Below are 20543 nucleotides of genomic sequence, written 5' to 3' on the forward strand. Positions count from 1 at the left end.
AAGTTTATTGGTCGCCTATTTCTTTTAAAAATTCATCAATTATAGGTTGTGCTTTTTGTGTTTCATCTTTTCTGATGAAAACCATCGTTTGATTTGCAATACTCATCGTGAAACCTGCTCGTAAGCTGCTATCGTGATCGTTCCTTTCTATTGGGCTTATACCAATATCATTCAGTCGAGCAATCAAACCTTTTGCAATTAAAGTGGGCCCAGTATAAATTCTTGTTGTTTCAGACATTTATTCTTATTCTATTTCTTTTAAAAAAGCATCTACAATAGGTTGGGCAATGGCAAGTTCGTCTTTGCGCACAAATACACGAACTTGATCGTCAAACTTACTTCCGGAGCCAAACATAACCCCGCTTTGTTCATCATCTCGAAGTATTGGAGTAATATTAACTTCTTTTAATCTCCCTACAAGCGCTTCCGCCATAATATCTGAACCTGTGTATATACGAACTGTTTTTTCTGTGTTTTCTGACATTTTTTATAGTATTAGTTTATAATGTAATAGTACTATTAATTTTATTGGCTACTTTAATTATGCATTGTAATATTTACTGTTCCAAATGGCTCCATTAAAATTTTTCCCTCTCGCAAAGCCATAATACAAAACAATCCCGGCAACCATTTTAAAAATAAAGAGGAAAAGCAAAATTTCCTCCTGCATTCCGCCTGACTTGGTAAACCAGCTCATCGGTATGATTGCGGTCAGCAAAATACTTAAAACGAAAACAGTAAAAACCAAATTTTCAAAATTTTTATAGGGCCACATCAGTAATTTTCTGAAAGGGTGCAAATCATTGCCCCATTTGTGAATTAAGTAAAAATAGTCATTGCCCATAGGGGCGAAGAGCAATGGGTCATCAGCATTTTCGAGTTTTAAAAGCTTGGCAGGGGCAACAATTTTGAAGTTTTTTAAAGTAATTTGATGTTTCTTTTCAAGACTTCGTATTTCTGAAATGGCTTCTTCGGGGAAACCTCCTTTAAAATAATGGGAATCTAAAAAGCGGAGCCGGTAGGTTATGCAAAGTTTCTTAATATCTTCAATATGAAAAATGTGTTCGGCATTGAGCAAATCAAAATTGAAATGATTTTCAGTCTCGCTGGATGCTTCGGTTAAACTGAAAATAATTTCATCGCGCTGTTTTTTGTTTTCTGAAAATATACGCAGCACTTCGTTCATAATAGACTGCTCGTCAATGCGTTTGAAGCGGTAATTTAGCAGTTGTTTTTCAAGGTTGGTTCGAGAAAACATAGAGGTGTTTTTTTTATAAATAAATTTACACAGTAGAATTCATCAAAACAACTATTTAACACAGTTTCAAGAAAAATTTCTAATAAAGCCAAGGCTTTTCCGTTTGAAGGATAATTGGTGTTGTATTTGTTATATTTACAACATTAAAAAATATTTTTATGCAATTCAAAAATACATTTCTGCTTCTTTTTATGGTTTGTTTGGTAACCACCGTTTCTGCTCAAAAGTACCTTTCAACTAATAATGATGAAGTTTCCAAAATATTGGGGGAAAGCACTTTTACTTCAAATAAAACTTTTTACGAAAATATTGAAGATGCTCCAGATTTTACCATTTTGGCCAAAATATTAAAAAATGACCCTTCACGTAAAAAACTGGAAAGCCAGGAAATGGTAACTTTTTTCGCTATTTCAGATGAAGCTTTTTTGAATTTATCAAAGAAAGGCCGAGATTCCATTTTGGGAAACTCCAAGATTATAAATTCAGTTATAAAATATTTGGCTGTCCCAGGTAGAGTTGATAGTTACACCTTAAAAAGTGAAATAGCCAAAAAAGGTGGGACTATATACTTAAAAACCCTTGAAGGTGAAAACTTAGGTGTCCGCGAAACAAATGGAGAGTTGCAATTGGTTGATTCTGAAAATAGAACGGCAACCATCATCGCTCAAGATTTTTACCATAAAAATGGTTACTTCCACATTATAGATGGATTGATTTTTCCCGCTACGGAAGAATAGTTTTATAAAAGTTAAATAAACCCTAAAATCCAGAAATTGCGAAACCGCAGTTTCTGGATTTTCGTTTATATGCACATAAACATAAAACTAAAACACATTATTATGAAAACAAGATTTATTACAGCAGCATTATTTTCAATCGCCCTTATGGCCGGAACATCATCAATTTTTGCACAAGACAAAATGATGAAAGATGAAAAAACAGTAATGGTTGGTGGTGCCGCAATGTACCCTAGCAAAAACATCGTTGAGAATGCAGTTAATTCAAAAGATCACACCACACTTGTTGCAGCAGTAAAAGCAGCAGACCTAGTGGAAACGCTTCAAAGTGATGGCCCATTTACAGTTTTTGCACCTACCAATGAAGCTTTCGAAAAACTACCAAAAGGAACGGTTGAAACATTGCTGAAGCCTGAAAACAAAACGACTTTGCAAACCATCCTAACCTATCACGTTCTTGCTGGTAAACATAGTGCATCTGATATTATGAAGGACATTAAAAAAGGAAACGGAAAAGCAACTTACAAAACCGTAAGCGGTGGAACACTAACCGCAATGATGAAAGGAAAAAAGGTGATGCTAATGGACGAAAAAGGAGGAATGGCTAATGTAACTATTGCAGATGTTAACCAATCAAATGGTGTAATTCACGTTATTGATAGCGTTGTATTGCCAAAATAATATTGCCCTAAATACCTACTTAATTTAAATGAAAACAGCGACTCAAAAGGTCGCTGTTTTTTTTATTGTTATTTCCGTTTCTACCGAAGCACCGCGCCGAATTCCGTTTCAAATTTTTGTTGCAGTTTGTTCATTATTTTGTCAATCTGCTTGTCGGTTAAGGTTTTTTCTTCGTCTTGAATTGTGAAACTCAACGCATAACTTTTCTTTCCGTCGGGAAGGTTTTTGCCTTTATAGACATCAAAGAGTGTAACAGATTTTAAGAATTTCTTTTCCGTATTAAATGCCGCAGCTTGTAGTTCGCCAAAACGAACGGAATTATCAAGCAACAAAGCAAAATCACGTTGCGCTGCTTGGAATTTTGCGATTGGTTTCAACTTGAAATTTTTATTTGAAATTTGTTTCAACACCGCATCCCAGTTGAAGTCTGCGTAAAACACTTCAGCATCAACGTCAAGTTCTTTTGTAATTTTTTTCTTTACAATTCCAAACTCAACGATGGTTTCTTTATTTCTTTTAAAACCGATTCCTTCAGAAAAAACATCATTTTCTGTGGCTTCTTCGGTATAATCTTCAAGTCCCAAGCGTTCCATTATTACCGCAACGGTTCCTTTTCCGAAGAAAAAATTACTTTTTGTATCGGGCATTGCCCAATTTCCTTCCACTTTTAATCCGGTGATTAAGAGAGAAAGATGCTTTGTTTCGGTTTTTCCACCAGGAAAGTTGTGGTAGGTTTTCCCAAATTCAAACAATTTTAAATCGCTGTTTTTTCTGTTGCTGTTATATTCAATAGCTTCCAAACCTGAAAACAACATGGATTGCCGCATTACCGAAAGATCCTGGCTCAACGGATTGAGCATTGTTACGTTGTAATTTTCTTTGATGGTTTCACTCAGTTCACTGTATTTTGGAGTAGTGAGTGAGTTGTTCAACATTTCGTGATAACCTAGTCCGGTCAATTGCAATGCAATTTTGTTTTGAATATCGTAGTCTTCACCTGGCAAAATCGTGGAAATGGAAGCATTTAGTTTTTGCGTGAACTTTATGTTGTTGTAACCGTAAACACGAAGTATTTCCTCGATCACATCCACATCGCGTATAACGTCATTTCGGTATGCTGGAATGGTCATTCCGATGCCAGTTTCGGTAACGTTGATAATCTTCATTTCAAGCGAAGTAAGAATATCTTTGATGGTTTCCTTCGAAATTTCTTCACCAATTAATTTATTCGCCTTTTCGAAATTTAGGAAAACTTGGTGATCTTCTATTTTCTTTGGGTAAATATCAATTAAGTCACTGGTGATCTGTCCTCCTGCAACCTGTAAAATCAATATTGATGCGTAGCGAAGGGCATAATCTGCTATGTTTGGATCAATTCCTCTTTCAAAACGGAAGGAAGCGTCTGTACTCAAGTTATGTCGCTTTGCCGTTTTGCGAATACTCACAGGATTGAAATAGGCACTCTCCAAGAAAATACTTGTTGTTCCTTCTGTTACGCCACTATTTATTCCGCCAAAAACGCCGGCGATGCACATTGGTTTTTCAGCATCACAGATCATTAAATCTTCTTCGTTCAATTCGCGCTCAATACCGTCTAGGGTTGTAAATTTTGTTCCTGATGGAAGTGTTTTCACATTAACGGTGTTCCCGGAAATTTTTGCAGCGTCAAAAGCGTGAAGTGGTTGGCCAAACTCATGAAGCACAAAATTGGTTACATCTACAATATTATTGATTGGTGAAAGCCCAATAGACTTCAATCTATTTTGAAGCCAAGCAGGAGAAGGACCAACTTTTATATTGCTTATCGTGATTCCACAATAGCGAGGAGCCAGCGCACTGTCTTTTACTTTTACGTCAATTTTTAGGGTGCGATTGTCCACTCTAAAACTGCTGGTTGATGGCGTGTTTAGTTTTGCGGAGATACCTTTGTGAATCAAACCAGCCTTTAAATCGCGGGCAACACCCCAATGGCTCATAGCATCTGCGCGGTTTGGGGTAAGACCTATTTCAAAAATTTTGTCGTTTTCAATTTCTAAAACTTTGGCTAAAGTGGTTCCGGGTTTTAGCTTGGCGTCAAGAACCATAATTCCGTCATGCGATTTTCCGAGGCCGAGTTCGTCTTCAGCGCAGATCATCCCTTCGCTTACTTCGCCGCGGATTTTGCCCTTGTTAATTTGCCAAGGATTTCCTTCAGCATCATAAAGTGTAGTGCCAATGGTGGCTACAGGAACTTTTTGACCTACGGCAACATTGGGTGCGCCACAGACTATTTGTATTGGTTCGCCTGTGCCTACATCAACTTTGGTAACCTTAAGTCGGTCTGCGTTGGTGTGCTGCACACATTCCAAAACGTGGCCTACCACAACACCTTCCAAGCCTCCTTTTACGGAAGAAAAATCTTCTATTCCTTCTACTTCAAGACCGAGGTCTGTTAATAGTTCGCCAGTTTTTTCGGCATCCCACGGAAGATTGATGAATTGTTTTAGCCAGTTGTATGAAATTGTCATAAGTGTAAAAATATTAACAGTGGGCAAAGATACTATTTCCTTTAAAGTTGAAAGTTATAAGTTGGAAGTTTTAGTACAAAGTTCAAAGCTAAAAGTTCAAACTTTCAATTTTTGGGAGGTGAAATTTAATTTTAGAAAATATATTATCACTCCAACTGTAGCAATTGCAGTAACCAAAAACGTAACGTTCGCACCAAAATAAAACCATAACAGTCCTGCCATAACGCTCGCAATCATCGCTACAATACTTTGGAATGCGGAATATGTACCTATGGCTGTAGCGGTATTTTCGTCTTTTGAAATATTGGTAATCCACGCTTTGGAAATACCTTCCGTGGCGGCGGCGTAGATTCCGTAGCCAAAGAAAAGAGCGATTATAGCGTATAGGTTTGTGGTTAAACCCATTCCGAAGTAAACAAGACTAAAGATTACTAGTCCGAAAAGAAACATCTTTTTGAGGCCGATTTTATCTGCGAAACTTCCCAAGGGGAAAGCGGTGAGGGCGTAGATTAAATTGTAGAAAATGTATATTCCAATTACCCAAGTATCGTCCAGACCGGCGTCTTTTGCTTTTAAAAGAAGAAAAACATCGCTGCTGTTGAAGAGTGCGAAGAACAATAGTCCGAGAACTACTTTTCTGTATTCTGCAGGGCTTTTCTTCCAATAGTTGATAAATGAAAAGAAAGAGATCTTTTTCTTTTCAGAAATGGTTTCAACCTTTTTGTCTTTCAAAAGAAAGGAGGCGATTACTGCCAATACCCCTGGAATGAAGGCGATGTAGAAGAGTGTGATATAATCTTCTGGATAGAAATATAAATATAGTAGGGCAAGAGCAGGTCCGAGAACGGCGCCAAACGTATCCATAGAGCGGTGAAAGCCGAAAACCTTTCCTTTGTTGGCTTTGTTGGTTTCTCCAGAAAGCATGGCATCTCGCGCGCCAGTGCGAATTCCTTTACCGAGACGGTCTACGGTTCTTGCGAAGAAAATCCACAGCGGATATACAAAAAATGCCATCATGGGTTTTGAAAGGGCACTGAGGGAATAACCTAGTTGGACAAAGGGTGCACGTTTTGCTTTACTGTCGCTTAACTGCCCGAAATAACCTTTACTCAATCCCGCAACAGCTTCTACCAAACCTTCCAAAACTCCAATTAAAAGAATGGAAAACCCAATGCTCTTAAGGTAGATAGGCATTATTGGGTAAAGCATTTCGCTGGCCATATCTGTAAAAAGACTGACCAGTGAAAGGATCCAGACGGTGCGGGTGATGGTTTTCAATGTTATGTTTGATTTACATTGAAAGGTACTGTAATTTATTTTTTTATAACTTTTTTAGTTTCTGTTTGTCCGTTTTCGTCTTTGATTTTCACGAAATAAATTCCTTTGCTTAAAGATGAAATATTCACTTGGTCTTTTTCTTCGGAAGTGAAAAGGAACTGGCCTAGATTGTTGTAAATAGTTATTTCAGAAACGGGAGTTATCGATTTTATGTTTAGCAGGCCATTTGTTGGGTTTGGGTATAGGCTGAAAAGGCTTTCCGAATTTTCCTCTATTCCCAATGGGCCTTTGTTTTCGAACCAGATTATTTCGTCTGCTGCAAAGGCAGATGCGAGGATGTCCATTTTTCCGTCATTGTTGAAATCATCTGCCATTACGCAACTGGCGGACTTGAAATTGGTTGCTATTGTTTGTTGATAGTTAAAATTTCCGGAGCCGTCGTTTAGATAATAAATAACTTCATGGCCTCTCCACGCTGCGCAAACCAAATCGGTATCTCCATCATTGTCGAGGTCTTTTGAAAAAACATTAAATGCGCCATCGGCGGTAGAAGTTATGATGTGCTCACTACCGAAGGTACCTTGTCCATCGGTGTTTTCATACCAGATTATTTCGTCTGTCCCATAAGAGGTGGCTATAACATCCATATCTCCATCATTATCAAAATCTGCTGCATATACTGAGTCTGGCGCAACCACAGTTGTAGAAATTGCTTGGATAGGGCCAAAATTTCCCTGGCCGTCTATGTTTTCGAGCCAAGCCACAGTATCTGTTGTTTCCCAATAGGCAGTAATTAAATCTTTGTCTCCGTCATTGTCAATATCGGCAGTAGATAATGCCCCAGTATATAAGCTACCTTCCATTATTATATTCTGCGGTCCGAAAGTTCCTAGGCCGTCTATATTTTCTTGCCAATATATTTTCGCGCTGTCAGAAGTTGAAAAAACATCTAAATCTCCATCATTGTCTATATCGACAGCGTAAATAACCGATGGATAAACTTCTGTATTAATAATTTGTTCTGCCCCAAAATTAGCATTGCCATCGAGGTTTTTATACCAAACCACTTTACCGCTTCCGCTGGCGGCAAATATATCCATATCATTATCGCCATCTATATCTCCAACAAATACTGAAAGGGGATTATCTATTGTTGCGATTGTTAAAAGTTCAGAAAATGTTCCTTGTCCATCCAGATTTTCTTGCCACGCAATTCGGTTGTCATTTTCTAGAGCAGAAAGAATATCCTTGTCGCCATCGCCGTCCAAATCAACCGAAATAACATTTATTACGCCGTTGGCACCGTTTATATCCGCCAAAATGTTTGCCGGACCAAAGTTACCCTGTCCGTTCGTATTTTTGTGCCACGCTATTCTATCTGACGTGCCAGCAGCCATAAGTAAATCCTGGTCGCCATCTGCATCTACATCTGCTGGAAAAATAGCTTGTATATCGTCAACATCACTATCTATAATTTGTTGCGCACCGAAAGAACCGGAACCATTGTTTTTAAACCAAGACAATCCATTATAATAGGTTCCAACAGCAATATCTAAATCTCCATCATTGTCAAAATCTTTTGCATAAAGCGTTTCCGGGCTTGCATTATTGGTTAATAATGCAATAGTATTTGGTGTGTTGCTAAAGTTTCCTTGTCCATTTGTATTTTCAAACCATATCACGCGATCCTGTGGATAAATTCTTGAAACTGCTGCGATATCCAAATCGCCATCGCCATCAATATCTGCAAGAATTGCGCCTCGGCTAAATGAAATGTCTGTGGTTAGTTCCTGCTGAAAAACAAAATTTCCTTGCCCGTTCGTGTTTTTAAACCAAGCTACGCGGCTGTTGTTATATCTGCCTCCTGAGAGTATATCCATATCGCCATCCCCATCAATATCGCCTGCAACAACGTCTAATGGGTAATCGAAATCTGTTGAAATAATTTGTTGCGGACCAAAACTGCCCTGCCCGTTAATATTTTCATACCACGCAATTTTATCGTCAAAGGCAGATACCGAAAATACGTCCATATCGCCATCACCGTCTGCATCGGTAGTATAAACTGAATTTGCGCCATCGGCAATTGTGGAAATGATTTGTCTTGGGCCAAAAGTGCCTTGTCCGTTATTCTGAAACCAGCCAATTGTATCATCTAGGGAAGAAGCGGCAAGAATATCCACATCCCCATCGCGGTCAATATCTGCTGCAAAAACTGAAGTAGCTCCCAAAGCGGTTTCTGAAATAATCTGTTGTGGTCCAAAATTCCCCAGTCCATCGGTATTTTCATACCACGCAATTTTATCATCATTCCCAGAGGCGGAAATCATATCCATATCACCATCGCCGTCAAGATCTGCGGCAAATACTGAGTTTGCACCATTGGTGCCACCAGTATCGTCATCCGTTATATGTGGTTCAAAATCTATTTGGGCACTAATAGAAAAAGAAAATAGTATGGTTGAAAGGAATAGTAATTTTGTTTTCATTTGAAATATTTAGGAGTTCGCAAAGTACCTTTTTCCTACAATATATTCAAATGATAAAAATCATTTCTTTAAATTCCGAAACCGTTGTAAAAGCGTAGGGTGCGAATAATGCGCAAACACATAAAGCGGGTGCGGAGTGAGGTTGCTTAGACTGTTTTTAGAGAGTTTTTTTAGACCTGAAATCAAGGGCAGCGCTGCAAAAGTGTTCTTTGCGTAATTGTCTGCTTGGTATTCAAACTTTCTACTTAAATAATTCATTAGCAAGCTTGTAATGCCTGAAATTGGAGTGTAAAGCACGCCGAAAGCTATCAACCCAATATGAAAGGAAGGTTTCGAAACATTTAAAGCTTCGGAAAGTAGCGGGTTTCCTATAAATAATGATAATAGCCAAAGGGTGAAGCCTGTGGTGATTATGGCGGTTAAGAGATTGATAATAATATGGTTTCGTTTGTAATGGCCAACCTCGTGGGCGAGGACGGCTACTATTTCTTCTTCGTTTAAATCTTTTATTAGTGTATCGTAAAGTGTCACGCGCTTTTCGCTGCCGAAGCCTGAGAAATAAGCATTTGCTTTGGTGCTGCGCTTACTGCCGTCTATTACGAAGATTTTATCGAGGGTAAAACCTACTTTTGAGGCGTAGGTTTCTATTTGGGAACGGAGGGTGCCTTCTTCTAGTGGGGTTTGTTTGTTGAATAACGGGACAATGAACCGTGCGTAAAAAAGATTCATCAATACGGTAAACACAGTTACGATTCCCCAAGCATAGAGCCAAAAGTTTTTGCCAGTGCTTTGGTAAAACCAAATGATGGCGCCAAGAAGGAGGCCGCCAACAATGGCACCCATAAGCCATCCCTTCACTTTGTCAAAGAAAAAAGTTTTTCGCGTGGTTTTGTTGAAGCCGTATTTTTCCTCAATGATGAAGGTGCTATAATAACTGAAGGGCGTACTGAGGATGTCGCTAGCAATCATAATTATTCCGAAGAAAACCAAAGCTATTATTATTTCATTATTTGATACTGAACGCGCCAAATTGTCTACATAAGCAAATCCATCCAAGAAAAAAAATAGGAGGGTGGCGATAAGTGAAATCGCAGAGGTGAGTATGCCGAATTTGTAGCGCTCCTTTTTGTATCGCTGTGATTTTTTGTATTCTTCTTCGTCAAAAACGTCTTTTATTTCTTCTGGTAGCGGGTCATTGAAGTGTTTTGCGTTAAGCGAATCGAGAATTTGGTCAATGACGAAGCTGATGACCAAGATTGCTATTATTATGTAGAAAAGAGTCATTTAATTAATGATTAATAATTAGTAATGAATAATGTGTGATTGGTTAGTTATTTTATCATTTACCATTAATTGTCTTTATTCTTTTGAGGTTTCAATTATTTTGTAAAGTATTTTAAGAATACTTGTTAACTCTGTGTTTAGTGCGTCAAATTTTTCTGGGGAAATATAATTTGTGTCTCTTAATAATTTCAACCAATATTGAGTTTCTCTAGCCTCTTTATAAGAAATCGACATTTTTGCTCTAAAATCTTTTTTAGAAATACCACCAATGGCTTCTTCTACATTTGCCCCAATTGAAGTTCCTGATTTTAATATTTGTTTGGAAAGCACATATTCTTTTTCAGAAATCAATTCTTTGGTAAGGTTTACAATTTCAATAGCAAACCGATAGGTTTTTAAAGCAATTATATTTTCTTTCATACTATAATTACTAATTATTCATTACACATTATTAATTAAAACCCACGCTGCCGTTTGGCCTCAAATATAAGGATTCCCGCAGCTACAGAAACATTCATGCTGTCTATTTCGCCTTGCATTGGGATAATGATGTTTTGGGTGCTGTTTTTTAGCCATTCTTCGGAAAGCCCTGTGGCTTCTGTGCCAACTACTATTGCGGTGCTTTCATTGAAATCGCAAGTGTGGTAAGGGACAGAGGCTTGTAATGCGGCGCAGTAAATATTTATGCTGTTTTGCTTTAAAAACGAAATGATTTCTGAAGTGCTTCCAGTGGCAATAGTATTCGTAAACAAACACCCCACACTGCTGCGGATGATGTTTGGGTTGTATAGATCTGTCTTTGGGTTGGCGATGATTACAGCATCAACATTTGCGGCATCTGCTGTTCGAAGGAGGGCGCCAATATTTCCAGGTTTTTCGGGAGCTTCTGCAATTAGAATTAAAGGGTTTTTAGTTTCTTGTTTTAGGTTTAATATGCTTAAGTCTTTTGTATGTGTAATTGCTAAGACGCCTTCAGTGGAACCACGGTAAGCGAGCTTTTCATAGATTTCTGAAGTTATTTCTATGAATTCAGTCTCGCTGTTGGCGGATTCTTTCAGTGTGAAAATTTCTTCTTCGGAAATGATTTCGGAACAAAAAAGTAGGGTTTTCAAAATATAACCGCCTTTTATGGCTAGTGAAATTTCGCGAAAGCCTTCAATAATAAAAAGGTTTGTTTTGCGGCGTTCACGCGATTTTTCCTGTAATAAAACAATCTGTTTTATCAGTGGATTATGAAAACTTGTGATGTTTTTGTGCATCCTACAAAGATACGCTACTGAAACTTATATCCCGTGCCCAAATTGATGCGCAGACCGAACCCAACGTTGAAATAATTGACGCCTCCAAAAGTGTCTTCAAGCTCTGATGGCACTTCAATATTCATAAAATCATGACGAAATTCTGGAGCTACATAAAAGGATATATAATTTGCCACTTTGTAACTTACTTCGGGGCGTAGCCAAAGCGCGGTGCCATTATCTTCAAAACTATCGCCCAAGCCTCTGTTGAAATAACCTGAATAACCAACACCCAGACCGATTGAAAGGTCAAACCTTTGCACTTGTTTTTCATAGCCAACTACACCTCCAAGCACTAAGTTGTTCATTCTGTCGTAGTTGCCCACAAGTTCGCGGTCAGTTACTTCCGCAAAAAAGAAGCTCATAGCGGGACCTACATAGAAGTCTCCTAGAACGTTGAGTTTTAATTGCGCTTGTGCACCCATTTTAAGGTTCATACCGTCATTTACAAAATTTTCTCCTAGCGCAATAGGCAGGTAAGCCCCTAGAGTTATGCTTCCTACTTTGCTTCCAGAAACAGTTTGCTCTTGGTTTGGGTCTTTTTCTGTTTCAGTTTGTTGTGCAAGGGTTGCTGCAGAACAAAGCAGGGATATAAAAAGGATTCTAATATTCAAAAACATAGTTGGTTGGAGGATTTGTTACTGGAATTTCAATGGTTTGTGTAGGACCGTTATTAAATTTGTATTCAAAAATGGCGAAGGAGCCCAAAATACTTTCGCGGTTTATAGTGCGGTTTTCTGATGTGGGGTCAAAAGAGTTACTTTCTGTTTGGTCAAGTTCGCAAAAATCGTTGCCATTGGCATTTAATGGAAGTTTGCAAATATTGGAGGTATAGGAAAGTGTGTATTCTAAAAAATTATCATCTCCTGCTACGTTTTTCAAAAAAAGTGATAGTGTGCCCACGCCGTTGAGGGTTATTGTTCCTAAATCAAGCAGTAAATCGCGGTTGGCCACTCCAGAAGAATATACTTTGCTTGAGTAATCAGGATTATCTATTTCTGAGCCAAATTCCTCAGCTATGTTCACATTTACAAACAATGGATTGTCGTTTGCATTTAGCGAAGTAAATTCAAAATTTCCTACTGCATCGGATTTTGCACTGGCCAAGGTTTTGTATACAGCACTAGTCCGTATGTAAATGTTTTGTAACGGGCTACCGTTTTGATCAACGACTTTGCCTTTTACCAAAAGGCGCTCGTTGCTTGAAATATCCAATTTTTCCGTACAACCAATGGCTAACAGTAAAACCGAAAGCGAAAATATTTTAAAGAAATGGTGTTTCATTTTTCATAACGTTTATATAAGCAATGATATAGAAAAAACAATAGGTAGTCAAGAAGAGAAATGTTAAGTTTACTTTTTTTGGTTTCATAAACCTTTCTAAAAAGCTTCTTTAAACAGGTAAGCTTTTATATTTTTAGACAACTTAAATACTAACCACCATGAAAAAACTGATTTTACTGCTTACTGTTTTATTATCTCTTTCAGCTTGTAAGAACGATAAAAAAACAAATTCCGAAAACGCTACCGAAGACATTCGCCTTGATGGATTGGAAGTAGATTCCACACAAACTTCTGCAACAAAAAATTTAGAAAAAACCAAACAATATCCTGTGCCACTCCAAGCGGTTTTTACAGCCCACGGAGGCTTGGATCATTGGAAACAGATGAATAATCTTTGTTTTGAGATGAAAGGAAAGAATGGAGATGAAACCCACACCGTTTCCTTGCCTGATAGAAAAACTAAAATTGAATCGAAAGATTGGTCCATTGGTTATGACGGCAAAGGTGTTTGGCTTTTAAAACATGATTTAGGCTACGAAGGTAATCCTGTGTTTTATCACAATCTGATGTTTTATTTTTACGCCATGCCTTTTGTTATTGCAGATCCTGGAACAAATTATGTTGCCGTGGAACCTACCGAACTTGACGGAAAAATGTATAATGGCTATAAAATTTCTTATGATGACGGCGTTGGAGATTCTTCTAAAGACGAATACATTTTATACTTTGATCCCGAAACGAAACAAATGACTTGGTTAGCATACACCGTCACCTTCAAAGACCAAAAGAAAAGCGATGATTGGCATTATATAAAATATGACAAATGGGAAGATGTGAACGGTTTATTGCTTCCTAAAAAATTGACTTGGTTCAATGTTGAAAACGGCAAGCCGAAAGGAAAAATGATGGACATTAAATTTGATAAAGTTACTGCAACTGAAACAATACTCGATGCCTCTGTTTTTACAAAACCTGCCGAAGCGGAATATGTAAAATAATTGCTAGTATTCAGTATTTGTAGGCAGTAAGCCGGTCATTCCCATTTAGTCCGAGAGTCGGACAAAAAGACGAATTTAAGGGGGGTGAGTGTTTTTTATTTCCGTCAAAGGTGAAAATACAAAATGTATCTAAGCCCCGAATTACAGCGGCTTATCTTCATAATAATTTACAACCAAGGCCACCATATAATCATAACTCATGATTCCACGGCTTTGGTTGTTTGCTTTTAAGAAACTATCCCAAAACATTTTTGAGAAAACCTCAAAAGGATTTTGGTAGCTATCCCAAAAGTCGCGCATTTCCTCGTAACTTTTAAGAATCCCAGGGTTTATGGTTGTTAAGAGCTCTTCGTATTTGGCCTCGTCGCGCCGCGCCACTTCATTGATTAAATAGCGCAATGTAAAAATGTAGCCAGTATATTTCATGTAGGGATCGTCATTGTGCAGCGTGGAAAGAGTGGCTATAAAATTAGCTTCGTTTTCCGCGGCATAGCCTATTTGGTGTGCTTCTTCATGACAAGCAACGGCGGGGAACTTATAGGTTTTCATTAAATTATTTACCTGTGCCTCGCCTGAAAAAGGATTTAGGTAACCACTATAACCCATATAGGTAAGGCCTAAACTCCAACCACTTTTTTTAATGCTTCGTGGTGAAAGTGCAAGTTGCGGAAATTCTTTTTCAAGGTTTTTGTAACCATTCAATGTTTTTTTGAACATTTCCTTCTGTGTATAGGGAAGCTCTATTTTCACACTATCGGCAAAGCCAAGTTCTCGGTGCATGGAGTTGCTTTTTTTTATGAAACGATCTGTGGTTTCCAACAGTTGTTCCGTGGTGTAGTCATTGTTTAAATTCAAGGATTTATGTAACGGAAGCCTATAATAATTAAACCCCCAAAGCACGTGAAACATAAAATAGACTACAGAAACGGCTGCGAGAATATCCACGAAAAAACCAACTTGATCGTTCTGCCGAAGCCTTTTCACATTTTTATAAAGCCAACGGATGGCTACGATTGCTATGAGCAAATAAAATAAATCGCCGACCGAAAAAGGAACCCAACCAAAAATATATCTAGAGATTTTTGAGATCCACGGATAAACACCAAGGCTGTAATATTTTTCTACAAATTCGGGAAAACGCTTTAAAACCTGTAGTGCAATGATCTGCACGATTAGGAATATAGTGAGGAAAGCCGAGGTTCGTTTTTGCATAATCCAAACTTACGAAGGAATTCTTTCTCTACATAATTTTTATAGCGGTTACAAAACCGTAATTTTGTGTTCCTAAAAAATTTAAAAGATGAATGAAGCAATAAGAAACCTTGAACCCAAAGCGCTGTGGAACAAATTTGCAGACCTGAACGCCGTACCGCGTCCGTCAAAAAAAGAGGAACGCGTAATTGCGTTTATGAAAGACTTCGGAAAGAAGCTCGGTTTGGAAACCCTTGAAGATGAAGTAGGCAACGTAATAATCCGCAAACCAGCCACCAAGGGGATGGAAGACCGTAAAGCTGTGGTTTTACAAAGCCACTTGGATATGGTTCACCAAAAAAACAACGATACCGACTTCAATTTTGACACCCAGGGAATTGAAATGTTAGTAGATGGCGATTGGGTTCGTGCAAAAGGAACCACACTTGGCGCAGACAACGGTTTGGGAGTTGCCACGATAATGGCAATTCTTGAAAGCAACGAAATTGAGCATCCCGCAATCGAAGCGCTCTTTACTATTGATGAAGAAACAGGAATGACGGGTGCCAAAGGACTGAAAGGTGGTTTGCTGAAAGGCGATATTCTTTTAAACCTAGATACCGAAGAAGATGACGAAATAGGAGTAGGCTGTGCCGGTGGAGTTGATGTTACAGCAACTGGAACTTATAATGAAACTGATACACCAAAAAACGCAGCAACTTTTACAATCAAAGTAAAAGGTTTGAACGGCGGTCACAGTGGGATGGATATCATAAAAGGTTTGGGCAATGCAAACAAACTGATGAACCGTTTACTTTTCGCAACAAAGGATTTTATTCAATTGGCAAAACTTGAGGGTGGAAGTCTTCGCAATGCGATTCCACGCGAAAGTATGGCGCAGGTTGTAGTTTCTTCTGAAGAAAAATTTCATGCTGCTTTTGAAAAGATGAAGACAGCTATTCTTTCAGAATACAAGTCATTGGAACCTAATCTTTCTATTTCTGCTGAAAAAAGTAGTGAAACTTTTTCGAAAGCAATGACGCATATAGATCAGATGAAATTCTTTAATGCAATGAATGCTGCACACAATGGCGTTTACAGAATGAGCCCAGATATTGAAGATTTGGTGGAAACATCAAACAACATAGCCAAAGTTTCGGTTGCTAACGGAAATATAAAGATTGAATGTTTAACCCGTAGCTCTGTGGAATCCTCCAAAGACGTTTTGGCAAATGCACTTACTTCTGTTTTCGAACTGGCTGGTTACGAAGCAAAGCTCGCCGGAGATTATCCGGGTTGGGCACCAAATATGGACAGTCCAATTCTGAAGGTTTTGGACAATCTTTACCAAAAAATGAACGGTGAAAAAGCAAACGTAGCGGCTTGTCATGCAGGACTGGAATGTGGTATTTTAGGACAGAATTACCCTGAAATGGATATGATTTCTTTTGGACCAACCATTAAAGGAGCACACTCTCCCGATGAACGCGCGAGTATTTCTTCAGCCCAAAAGTATTGGGATTTCGTAATGGAAATTTTAAAGAACATTCCAAAGAAATAGAACGAAGAATCAAGAGCCAAGAATCAAGACAGATTTTCAAGAAGACTAAAATTAAAAAGTAATCAGTCTTGATTCTTGGCTCTTGTATCTTGATTCAAAAAAAAGAGGAACCAATTTTTAAATTGGTTCCTCTTTTCGTTTATGTTAAACTGAAACTATTGCGCTATCTCAACAATCTCAAGGTTAAATATCAATTCAGAATCTGGAGGTATTACTCCTGGAATTCCTCTTTTGCCATAAGCTAAATGAGCTGGGATAAAAACAGTTGCTTTGTCGCCAACTTTCATTTTTAACAATCCTTCGCGGAAACCTGGGATCAATTTTGCTTCTGTGCTATAATCAGTTGGCACTGGTACATACTGTCCGGCTGCTTTGCGCATTTCGTCAACCATTTCAAATTTTTCGGCGTTGGCCAAAATGTTTGAATCGAACATATGTCCGTCAGCAAGATATCCTGCGTAGTTCATTAAAATTTGGTCACCTTCTTTGGGTTGTGGCCCTTCACCTTTTTCATTGAAATAGATCTTAATTCCTGAAGGAAGAGAATCTGCTTTAGCTCTAAGGGCATTCAGTTCTTTTACTTGTTCAGCCGCTACTTTATTGATGCGTTCTTCTTTTTCTTTCTTTTCTTTTTCAAGCTTGCCCATTTCCTCAGTGAAGTAAGGAATTTTTATATCGCCTTTATTGATGATGTTTACTTTTTCAATGATTACTGGCTCTTTTGGTTTATCGCCTGGTTTTTCGGTCTCCATGTTTCCGATAGAATCAACAACTTCTTGACCTTTTACTATTTCACCAAAAATTGTGTGGCGGCCGTCCAACCAAGGTGTATCTTTCAAAGTGATGAAAAATTGACTACCGTTGGTGCCTGGACCTGAGTTGGCCATTGCCAAAAGTCCTTTTTTGCTGAAACGAATTGTGTCAGTGATTTCGTCTGGAAACGCATACCCAGGATTACCAGAGCCATCGCCTTTTGGGTCACCACCTTGGATCATAAAATCTTTAATTATGCGGTGGAAGCTAAGCCCATCATAAAAACGTTTGCCTTTATGAATAGAATCTACCATGCCGTTGGTACCTTCTGTAAGCGCTACGAAGTTGGAAACGGTAAGCGGGGCGCTTTCGTTTTTAAGTTTGGCAATAAAAGTTCCTTTATTGGTAACAAATTCAGCATACACGCCATCTTTAAGATCAGGATATTTTTCCTGACAGGACGCAAATGCAAGGGTTAGAAATAAAAATAAAAATGTTAATTTTTTCATGAGTGTTAATTTAATTTTCGTTTGATTGTTCAATTGAGTGTAAAGTTACAGTGCTCTGCACCGGAATATTGGAGCCGAGTTTTTCTTCAATCCCATAATAGCCATAAGCTTTATAGGAAGGAAAAAGGAAGGTTACTGTTTCGCCTTCTTTCATTAATTTTATGCCTTCGCGAACGCCAGAGATAAGATCTTGGTTGCTTTGATCTACTTTGTAGTGTTGCAATCCGTTTTCTTTTTCTGAAAGAATTAAGCTGCCGTTGAAGTCTTTAATATCGTAAGTGAATTTTACAACATCACCCAAATCTGGCATTTCAGTGGTAGCGGTGTCGCGTTTATTATAATAATACCAAAACCCGTTTTCGGAAGAAATATAGTTATGTGTGGAGTCTTTCGCTATGATTTCTCCGATAAAAATTTTCTCATCATCATAGATTTTTTTGTTTCTTACTGCAGATTCCTTTATGAAGGTACCCGAATTACTTTTTACTGGGGACCTTGCCTCAGGGCTTTTGCAGGAAATGATTACTGCCGAAAAAAGTAAAAAATAAAACAGCTTACGAAGCATCTGTGAGTTCATTTTTATAACGGGGCAAGATACTAATAAATTCGTTTATGGTTTTGTTAAGATCTTGAGAACTTTTTCCACCCGCAGCGTTAATGTGGCCACCCCCGCTGTAATGGTTACGGGCAAAATCGTTCACTGAGAAGTGTCCTTTACTTCTAAGAGAAATTTTCACAATATTTTCCTGCTTGTTTTCGATAAAAATTACAGCGAAAACAACTCCTTTTACAGAAAGCGCATAATTTACAAATCCTTCGGTATCGCCTTTTTTGAAGTTGTGGTCGTCCAATTCTTTTTGGGTCATGGTGATATACGCTGTGTGCAATTCTGGCAAAATTACCAGATTGTTTAAGGCCACGCCCAAAAGTTTCATCCTTTCCGGGCTGTTGGTGTCGTAAACATATTGATTTATAATAGCGCTTTCAGCACCGGCTTCAATCAATTTTGCTGCAACCCTGTGTGTGGTTGGACTAGTGGAGGAGAAGCGAAACGAGCCCGTATCTGTCATGATCCCCGTGTAGAGATTGATGGCGATTTCTTTTGAGAGTTTGTTGGCTTCACCAAGAGCGTCCATAAAATGAAATACCATTTCAGAAGTGGAGCTCATTTTTACATCGCTATATGTTGCCACTGCATAATCTGCAGGCTGTTGATGATGGTCTATCATAACAAACTTGGCAGAACAACTTTCCAAAACTGTTTGCAGTTCGCCACCGACTCTGTCTAAACCATTAAAGTCTAATGTAAATACCAGGTCTGAGGTATTTATCAGGTCGGTGCTTTTTTCTTTTTCCCTCTCGTAGATTATAATTTCTTCAACTCCAGGCAGCCATTTTAAAAAATCAGGGAAATCATTGGGCATTATTACCGTTGCGTTGTGGCCTAAACTTTTCAGAAAAAAAGAAAGTCCCAAACACGATCCAACCGCGTCGCCATCTGGGTTTTTATGGCCTACAATCACAATTTTTTGTGGGGAAGCGAGTAATTCTTTAACAATTTGAGTTGTTTCTTTATTCATAAGGCGCGAAGATACAATAAATACAAATTATGAGCGAAACGGTTCCGTAAAGTAATTTGTGTTGAAATTTTAAGAAATCATTAAACATTTCGTAAATACTTGCTTTTCATTTTCAAATAGTTATTTTTGCCGAAATTTTAAAAACAAAATGAGAACAGACAGAACATTCACAATGTTAAAGCCAGATGCGGTTGAAAAAGGACACATCGGCGCCATTCTTGACAAAATTAACGCTTCTGGTTTTAGAATCGTAGCGATGAAACTTACCCACATGACCACTCAAGATGCGCAAGCATTTTACGCAGTTCACAGTGAGCGTCCATTTTATGGCGAATTGGTAGAATATATGACTCGCGGGCCAATCGTTGCTGCAATTCTTGAAAAAGAAAACGCAGTGGAAGATTTCCGTACTTTAATTGGAGCTACCAACCCAGCTGATGCTGCTGAAGGTACTATCCGTAAATTATATGCAGCTTCTATTGGTGAAAACGCTGTTCATGGAAGTGATAGCGATGAAAACGCAGCTATTGAAGGTGCTTTTCATTTTGCTGGACGCGAAATGTTTTAAGCATTTACAAAATATTTAAATAAAAAAACGCCTTCCGATCGGAAGGCGTTTTTGTTATCTATAAATTGAAATGACTAACGCAAAACCAATTTCTTAATCAAGTCCTTCCCTAATTCTTCATTAAGTAGTCTAGTAATTTTTTCTTTTCCATAACTTAATTCCTCTCGCAAAACAGAAGATGAAAGCTGCACATATAAGGTGTCGCGATCCAATTTAACATCGGTTGTGTATTTTGAAATAGCATTTCCCATTACGGCATCCCAGGCTTCTTTTGCGTTCACTTTATCCAAGCCTTTTTCCAAGCGGTTTGCTCCAATAAATTCTTTTAAAGCATCGCCAATGGTTATATTTTCTGCGTGTCTTTTTGCCATTTTCTGTTGTGTGTTGTGTGTTGTGGGTTGTCAGTTGTGGGTTGTCAGTTGTCAGTTTTCGGTTGTGGGTTTGAGCTTGCCTGATTAAGGTTGCCTTTTTTCTGGTTAATAGTTTATCTTATATTTTGGTTTATGCTTATTGGTTAAGCTATCAACATAAGTTTCAAATTCTGTTGGTTTCATTTTATTTAATGAA

The 20543-nt window shown here is 38.2% G+C and carries 21 protein-coding genes; 5 read left to right on the plus strand and 16 right to left on the minus strand.

Translation table 11 applies throughout. From position 1 onward, the window contains the following. Positions 1 to 4: 4 nt before the first annotated feature. From ESU54_RS14985 to ESU54_RS14995, 3 genes are read right to left on the minus strand one after another with little or no spacing between them, the layout of a single operon-like run. Positions 5 to 238 (minus strand): hypothetical protein, encoded by a 234-nt coding sequence (locus tag ESU54_RS14985; protein WP_111845061.1) that lies wholly within the window; start codon positions 236 to 238, stop codon positions 5 to 7. 6 nt (positions 239 to 244) lie between these two features. After that, complete coding sequence (locus tag ESU54_RS14990; protein ID WP_111845062.1) at positions 245 to 484, minus strand: putative signal transducing protein; 240 nt, start codon at positions 482 to 484, stop codon at positions 245 to 247. A 57-nt stretch (positions 485 to 541) separates the two neighbouring features. Continuing rightward, entirely contained in the window at positions 542 to 1258 is a 717-nt protein-coding gene (locus tag ESU54_RS14995; RefSeq protein WP_111845063.1) for a hypothetical protein, read from the minus strand. 158 nt (positions 1259 to 1416) lie between these two features. Here ESU54_RS14995 and ESU54_RS15000 point away from each other — a divergent pair, with 158 nt between their 5' ends. Both ESU54_RS15000 and ESU54_RS15005 read left to right on the plus strand, forming a co-directional pair. Beyond that, positions 1417 to 1995: a fasciclin domain-containing protein gene (locus tag ESU54_RS15000; RefSeq protein WP_111845064.1), complete on the plus strand. Its 579-nt coding sequence runs from the start codon at positions 1417 to 1419 to the stop codon at positions 1993 to 1995. Positions 1996 to 2097: 102 nt separating this feature from the next. Next, a complete protein-coding gene (locus ESU54_RS15005; protein WP_111845083.1) occupies positions 2098 to 2676 on the plus strand; it encodes a fasciclin domain-containing protein in 579 nt (192 codons plus the stop codon). A gap of 80 nt (positions 2677 to 2756) precedes the next feature. Here the strand turns inward: ESU54_RS15005 and pheT are convergent, their stop codons facing one another. The 8 genes from pheT to ESU54_RS15045 all read right to left on the minus strand — a co-directional run bounded on the left by pheT (position 2757) and on the right by ESU54_RS15045 (position 12816). Beyond that, the gene (pheT, locus tag ESU54_RS15010) at positions 2757 to 5183 is read right to left on the minus strand and encodes a phenylalanine--tRNA ligase subunit beta (protein WP_111845065.1); all 2427 of its coding nucleotides are present in this window, start codon (positions 5181 to 5183) and stop codon (positions 2757 to 2759) included. Positions 5184 to 5279: 96 nt separating this feature from the next. Next, the gene (locus ESU54_RS15015; RefSeq protein ID WP_111845066.1) at positions 5280 to 6461 is read right to left on the minus strand and encodes an MFS transporter; all 1182 of its coding nucleotides are present in this window, start codon (positions 6459 to 6461) and stop codon (positions 5280 to 5282) included. A gap of 35 nt (positions 6462 to 6496) precedes the next feature. Further along, positions 6497 to 8950: a T9SS type A sorting domain-containing protein gene (locus ESU54_RS15020; RefSeq protein WP_111845067.1), complete on the minus strand. Its 2454-nt coding sequence runs from the start codon at positions 8948 to 8950 to the stop codon at positions 6497 to 6499. A 60-nt stretch (positions 8951 to 9010) separates the two neighbouring features. After that, entirely contained in the window at positions 9011 to 10234 is a 1224-nt protein-coding gene (locus ESU54_RS15025) for a M48 family metallopeptidase (protein WP_111845068.1), read from the minus strand. A 75-nt stretch (positions 10235 to 10309) separates the two neighbouring features. Next, positions 10310 to 10654 (minus strand): four helix bundle protein, encoded by a 345-nt coding sequence (locus tag ESU54_RS15030; RefSeq protein ID WP_111845069.1) that lies wholly within the window; start codon positions 10652 to 10654, stop codon positions 10310 to 10312. A gap of 35 nt (positions 10655 to 10689) precedes the next feature. Continuing rightward, entirely contained in the window at positions 10690 to 11493 is an 804-nt protein-coding gene (locus tag ESU54_RS15035) for a TrmH family RNA methyltransferase (protein ID WP_111845070.1), read from the minus strand. Positions 11494 to 11507: 14 nt separating this feature from the next. Further along, on the minus strand, positions 11508 to 12146 hold the full coding sequence (locus ESU54_RS15040) for a hypothetical protein (protein ID WP_146744011.1): 639 nt from the start codon (positions 12144 to 12146) through the stop codon (positions 11508 to 11510). Continuing rightward, on the minus strand, positions 12136 to 12816 hold the full coding sequence (locus tag ESU54_RS15045; RefSeq protein ID WP_111845072.1) for a carboxypeptidase-like regulatory domain-containing protein: 681 nt from the start codon (positions 12814 to 12816) through the stop codon (positions 12136 to 12138). The genes ESU54_RS15040 and ESU54_RS15045 overlap by 11 nt, the downstream gene beginning before the upstream one ends. Before the next feature lie 158 nt (positions 12817 to 12974). Here ESU54_RS15045 and ESU54_RS15050 point away from each other — a divergent pair, with 158 nt between their 5' ends. Next, a complete protein-coding gene (locus ESU54_RS15050; RefSeq protein ID WP_111845073.1) occupies positions 12975 to 13814 on the plus strand; it encodes a DUF6503 family protein in 840 nt (279 codons plus the stop codon). A 141-nt stretch (positions 13815 to 13955) separates the two neighbouring features. Here ESU54_RS15050 and ESU54_RS15055 read toward each other — a convergent pair whose 3' ends face one another. Continuing rightward, the gene (locus ESU54_RS15055; protein ID WP_111845074.1) at positions 13956 to 15026 is read right to left on the minus strand and encodes a DUF3810 domain-containing protein; all 1071 of its coding nucleotides are present in this window, start codon (positions 15024 to 15026) and stop codon (positions 13956 to 13958) included. Positions 15027 to 15114: 88 nt separating this feature from the next. On the opposite strand from ESU54_RS15055, the gene ESU54_RS15060 reads away from it, so the two are divergent. Further along, complete coding sequence (locus ESU54_RS15060; RefSeq protein WP_111845075.1) at positions 15115 to 16566, plus strand: aminoacyl-histidine dipeptidase; 1452 nt, start codon at positions 15115 to 15117, stop codon at positions 16564 to 16566. 155 nt (positions 16567 to 16721) lie between these two features. On the opposite strand, the gene ESU54_RS15065 is transcribed toward ESU54_RS15060, so the two are convergent. From ESU54_RS15065 to ESU54_RS15075, 3 genes are read right to left on the minus strand one after another with little or no spacing between them, the layout of a single operon-like run. Then, positions 16722 to 17828 carry a peptidylprolyl isomerase gene (locus ESU54_RS15065; RefSeq protein ID WP_111845085.1) on the minus strand — a complete coding sequence of 369 codons (1107 nt, stop codon included), beginning with the start codon at positions 17826 to 17828 and terminating at the stop codon, positions 16722 to 16724. 10 nt (positions 17829 to 17838) lie between these two features. Beyond that, a complete protein-coding gene (gene gldI / locus ESU54_RS15070; RefSeq protein ID WP_249041333.1) occupies positions 17839 to 18405 on the minus strand; it encodes a gliding motility-associated peptidyl-prolyl isomerase GldI in 567 nt (188 codons plus the stop codon). Continuing rightward, positions 18383 to 19408, minus strand: a complete 1026-nt coding sequence (locus ESU54_RS15075; RefSeq protein ID WP_111845076.1) for a DHH family phosphoesterase — start codon at positions 19406 to 19408, stop codon at positions 18383 to 18385. The genes gldI and ESU54_RS15075 overlap by 23 nt, the downstream gene beginning before the upstream one ends. Positions 19409 to 19556: 148 nt before the next feature. Between ESU54_RS15075 and ESU54_RS15080 the strand changes: the two genes are divergently transcribed. Beyond that, a complete protein-coding gene (locus ESU54_RS15080; protein ID WP_111845077.1) occupies positions 19557 to 19976 on the plus strand; it encodes a nucleoside-diphosphate kinase in 420 nt (139 codons plus the stop codon). 74 nt (positions 19977 to 20050) lie between these two features. On the opposite strand, the gene ESU54_RS15085 is transcribed toward ESU54_RS15080, so the two are convergent. Next, entirely contained in the window at positions 20051 to 20347 is a 297-nt protein-coding gene (locus tag ESU54_RS15085) for a DUF721 domain-containing protein (protein WP_111845078.1), read from the minus strand. Positions 20348 to 20543 lie beyond the last annotated feature (196 nt).

The organism is Aequorivita antarctica (genome assembly GCF_007997155.1).
In the GTDB taxonomy this organism is placed as follows: domain Bacteria; phylum Bacteroidota; class Bacteroidia; order Flavobacteriales; family Flavobacteriaceae; genus Aequorivita; species Aequorivita antarctica.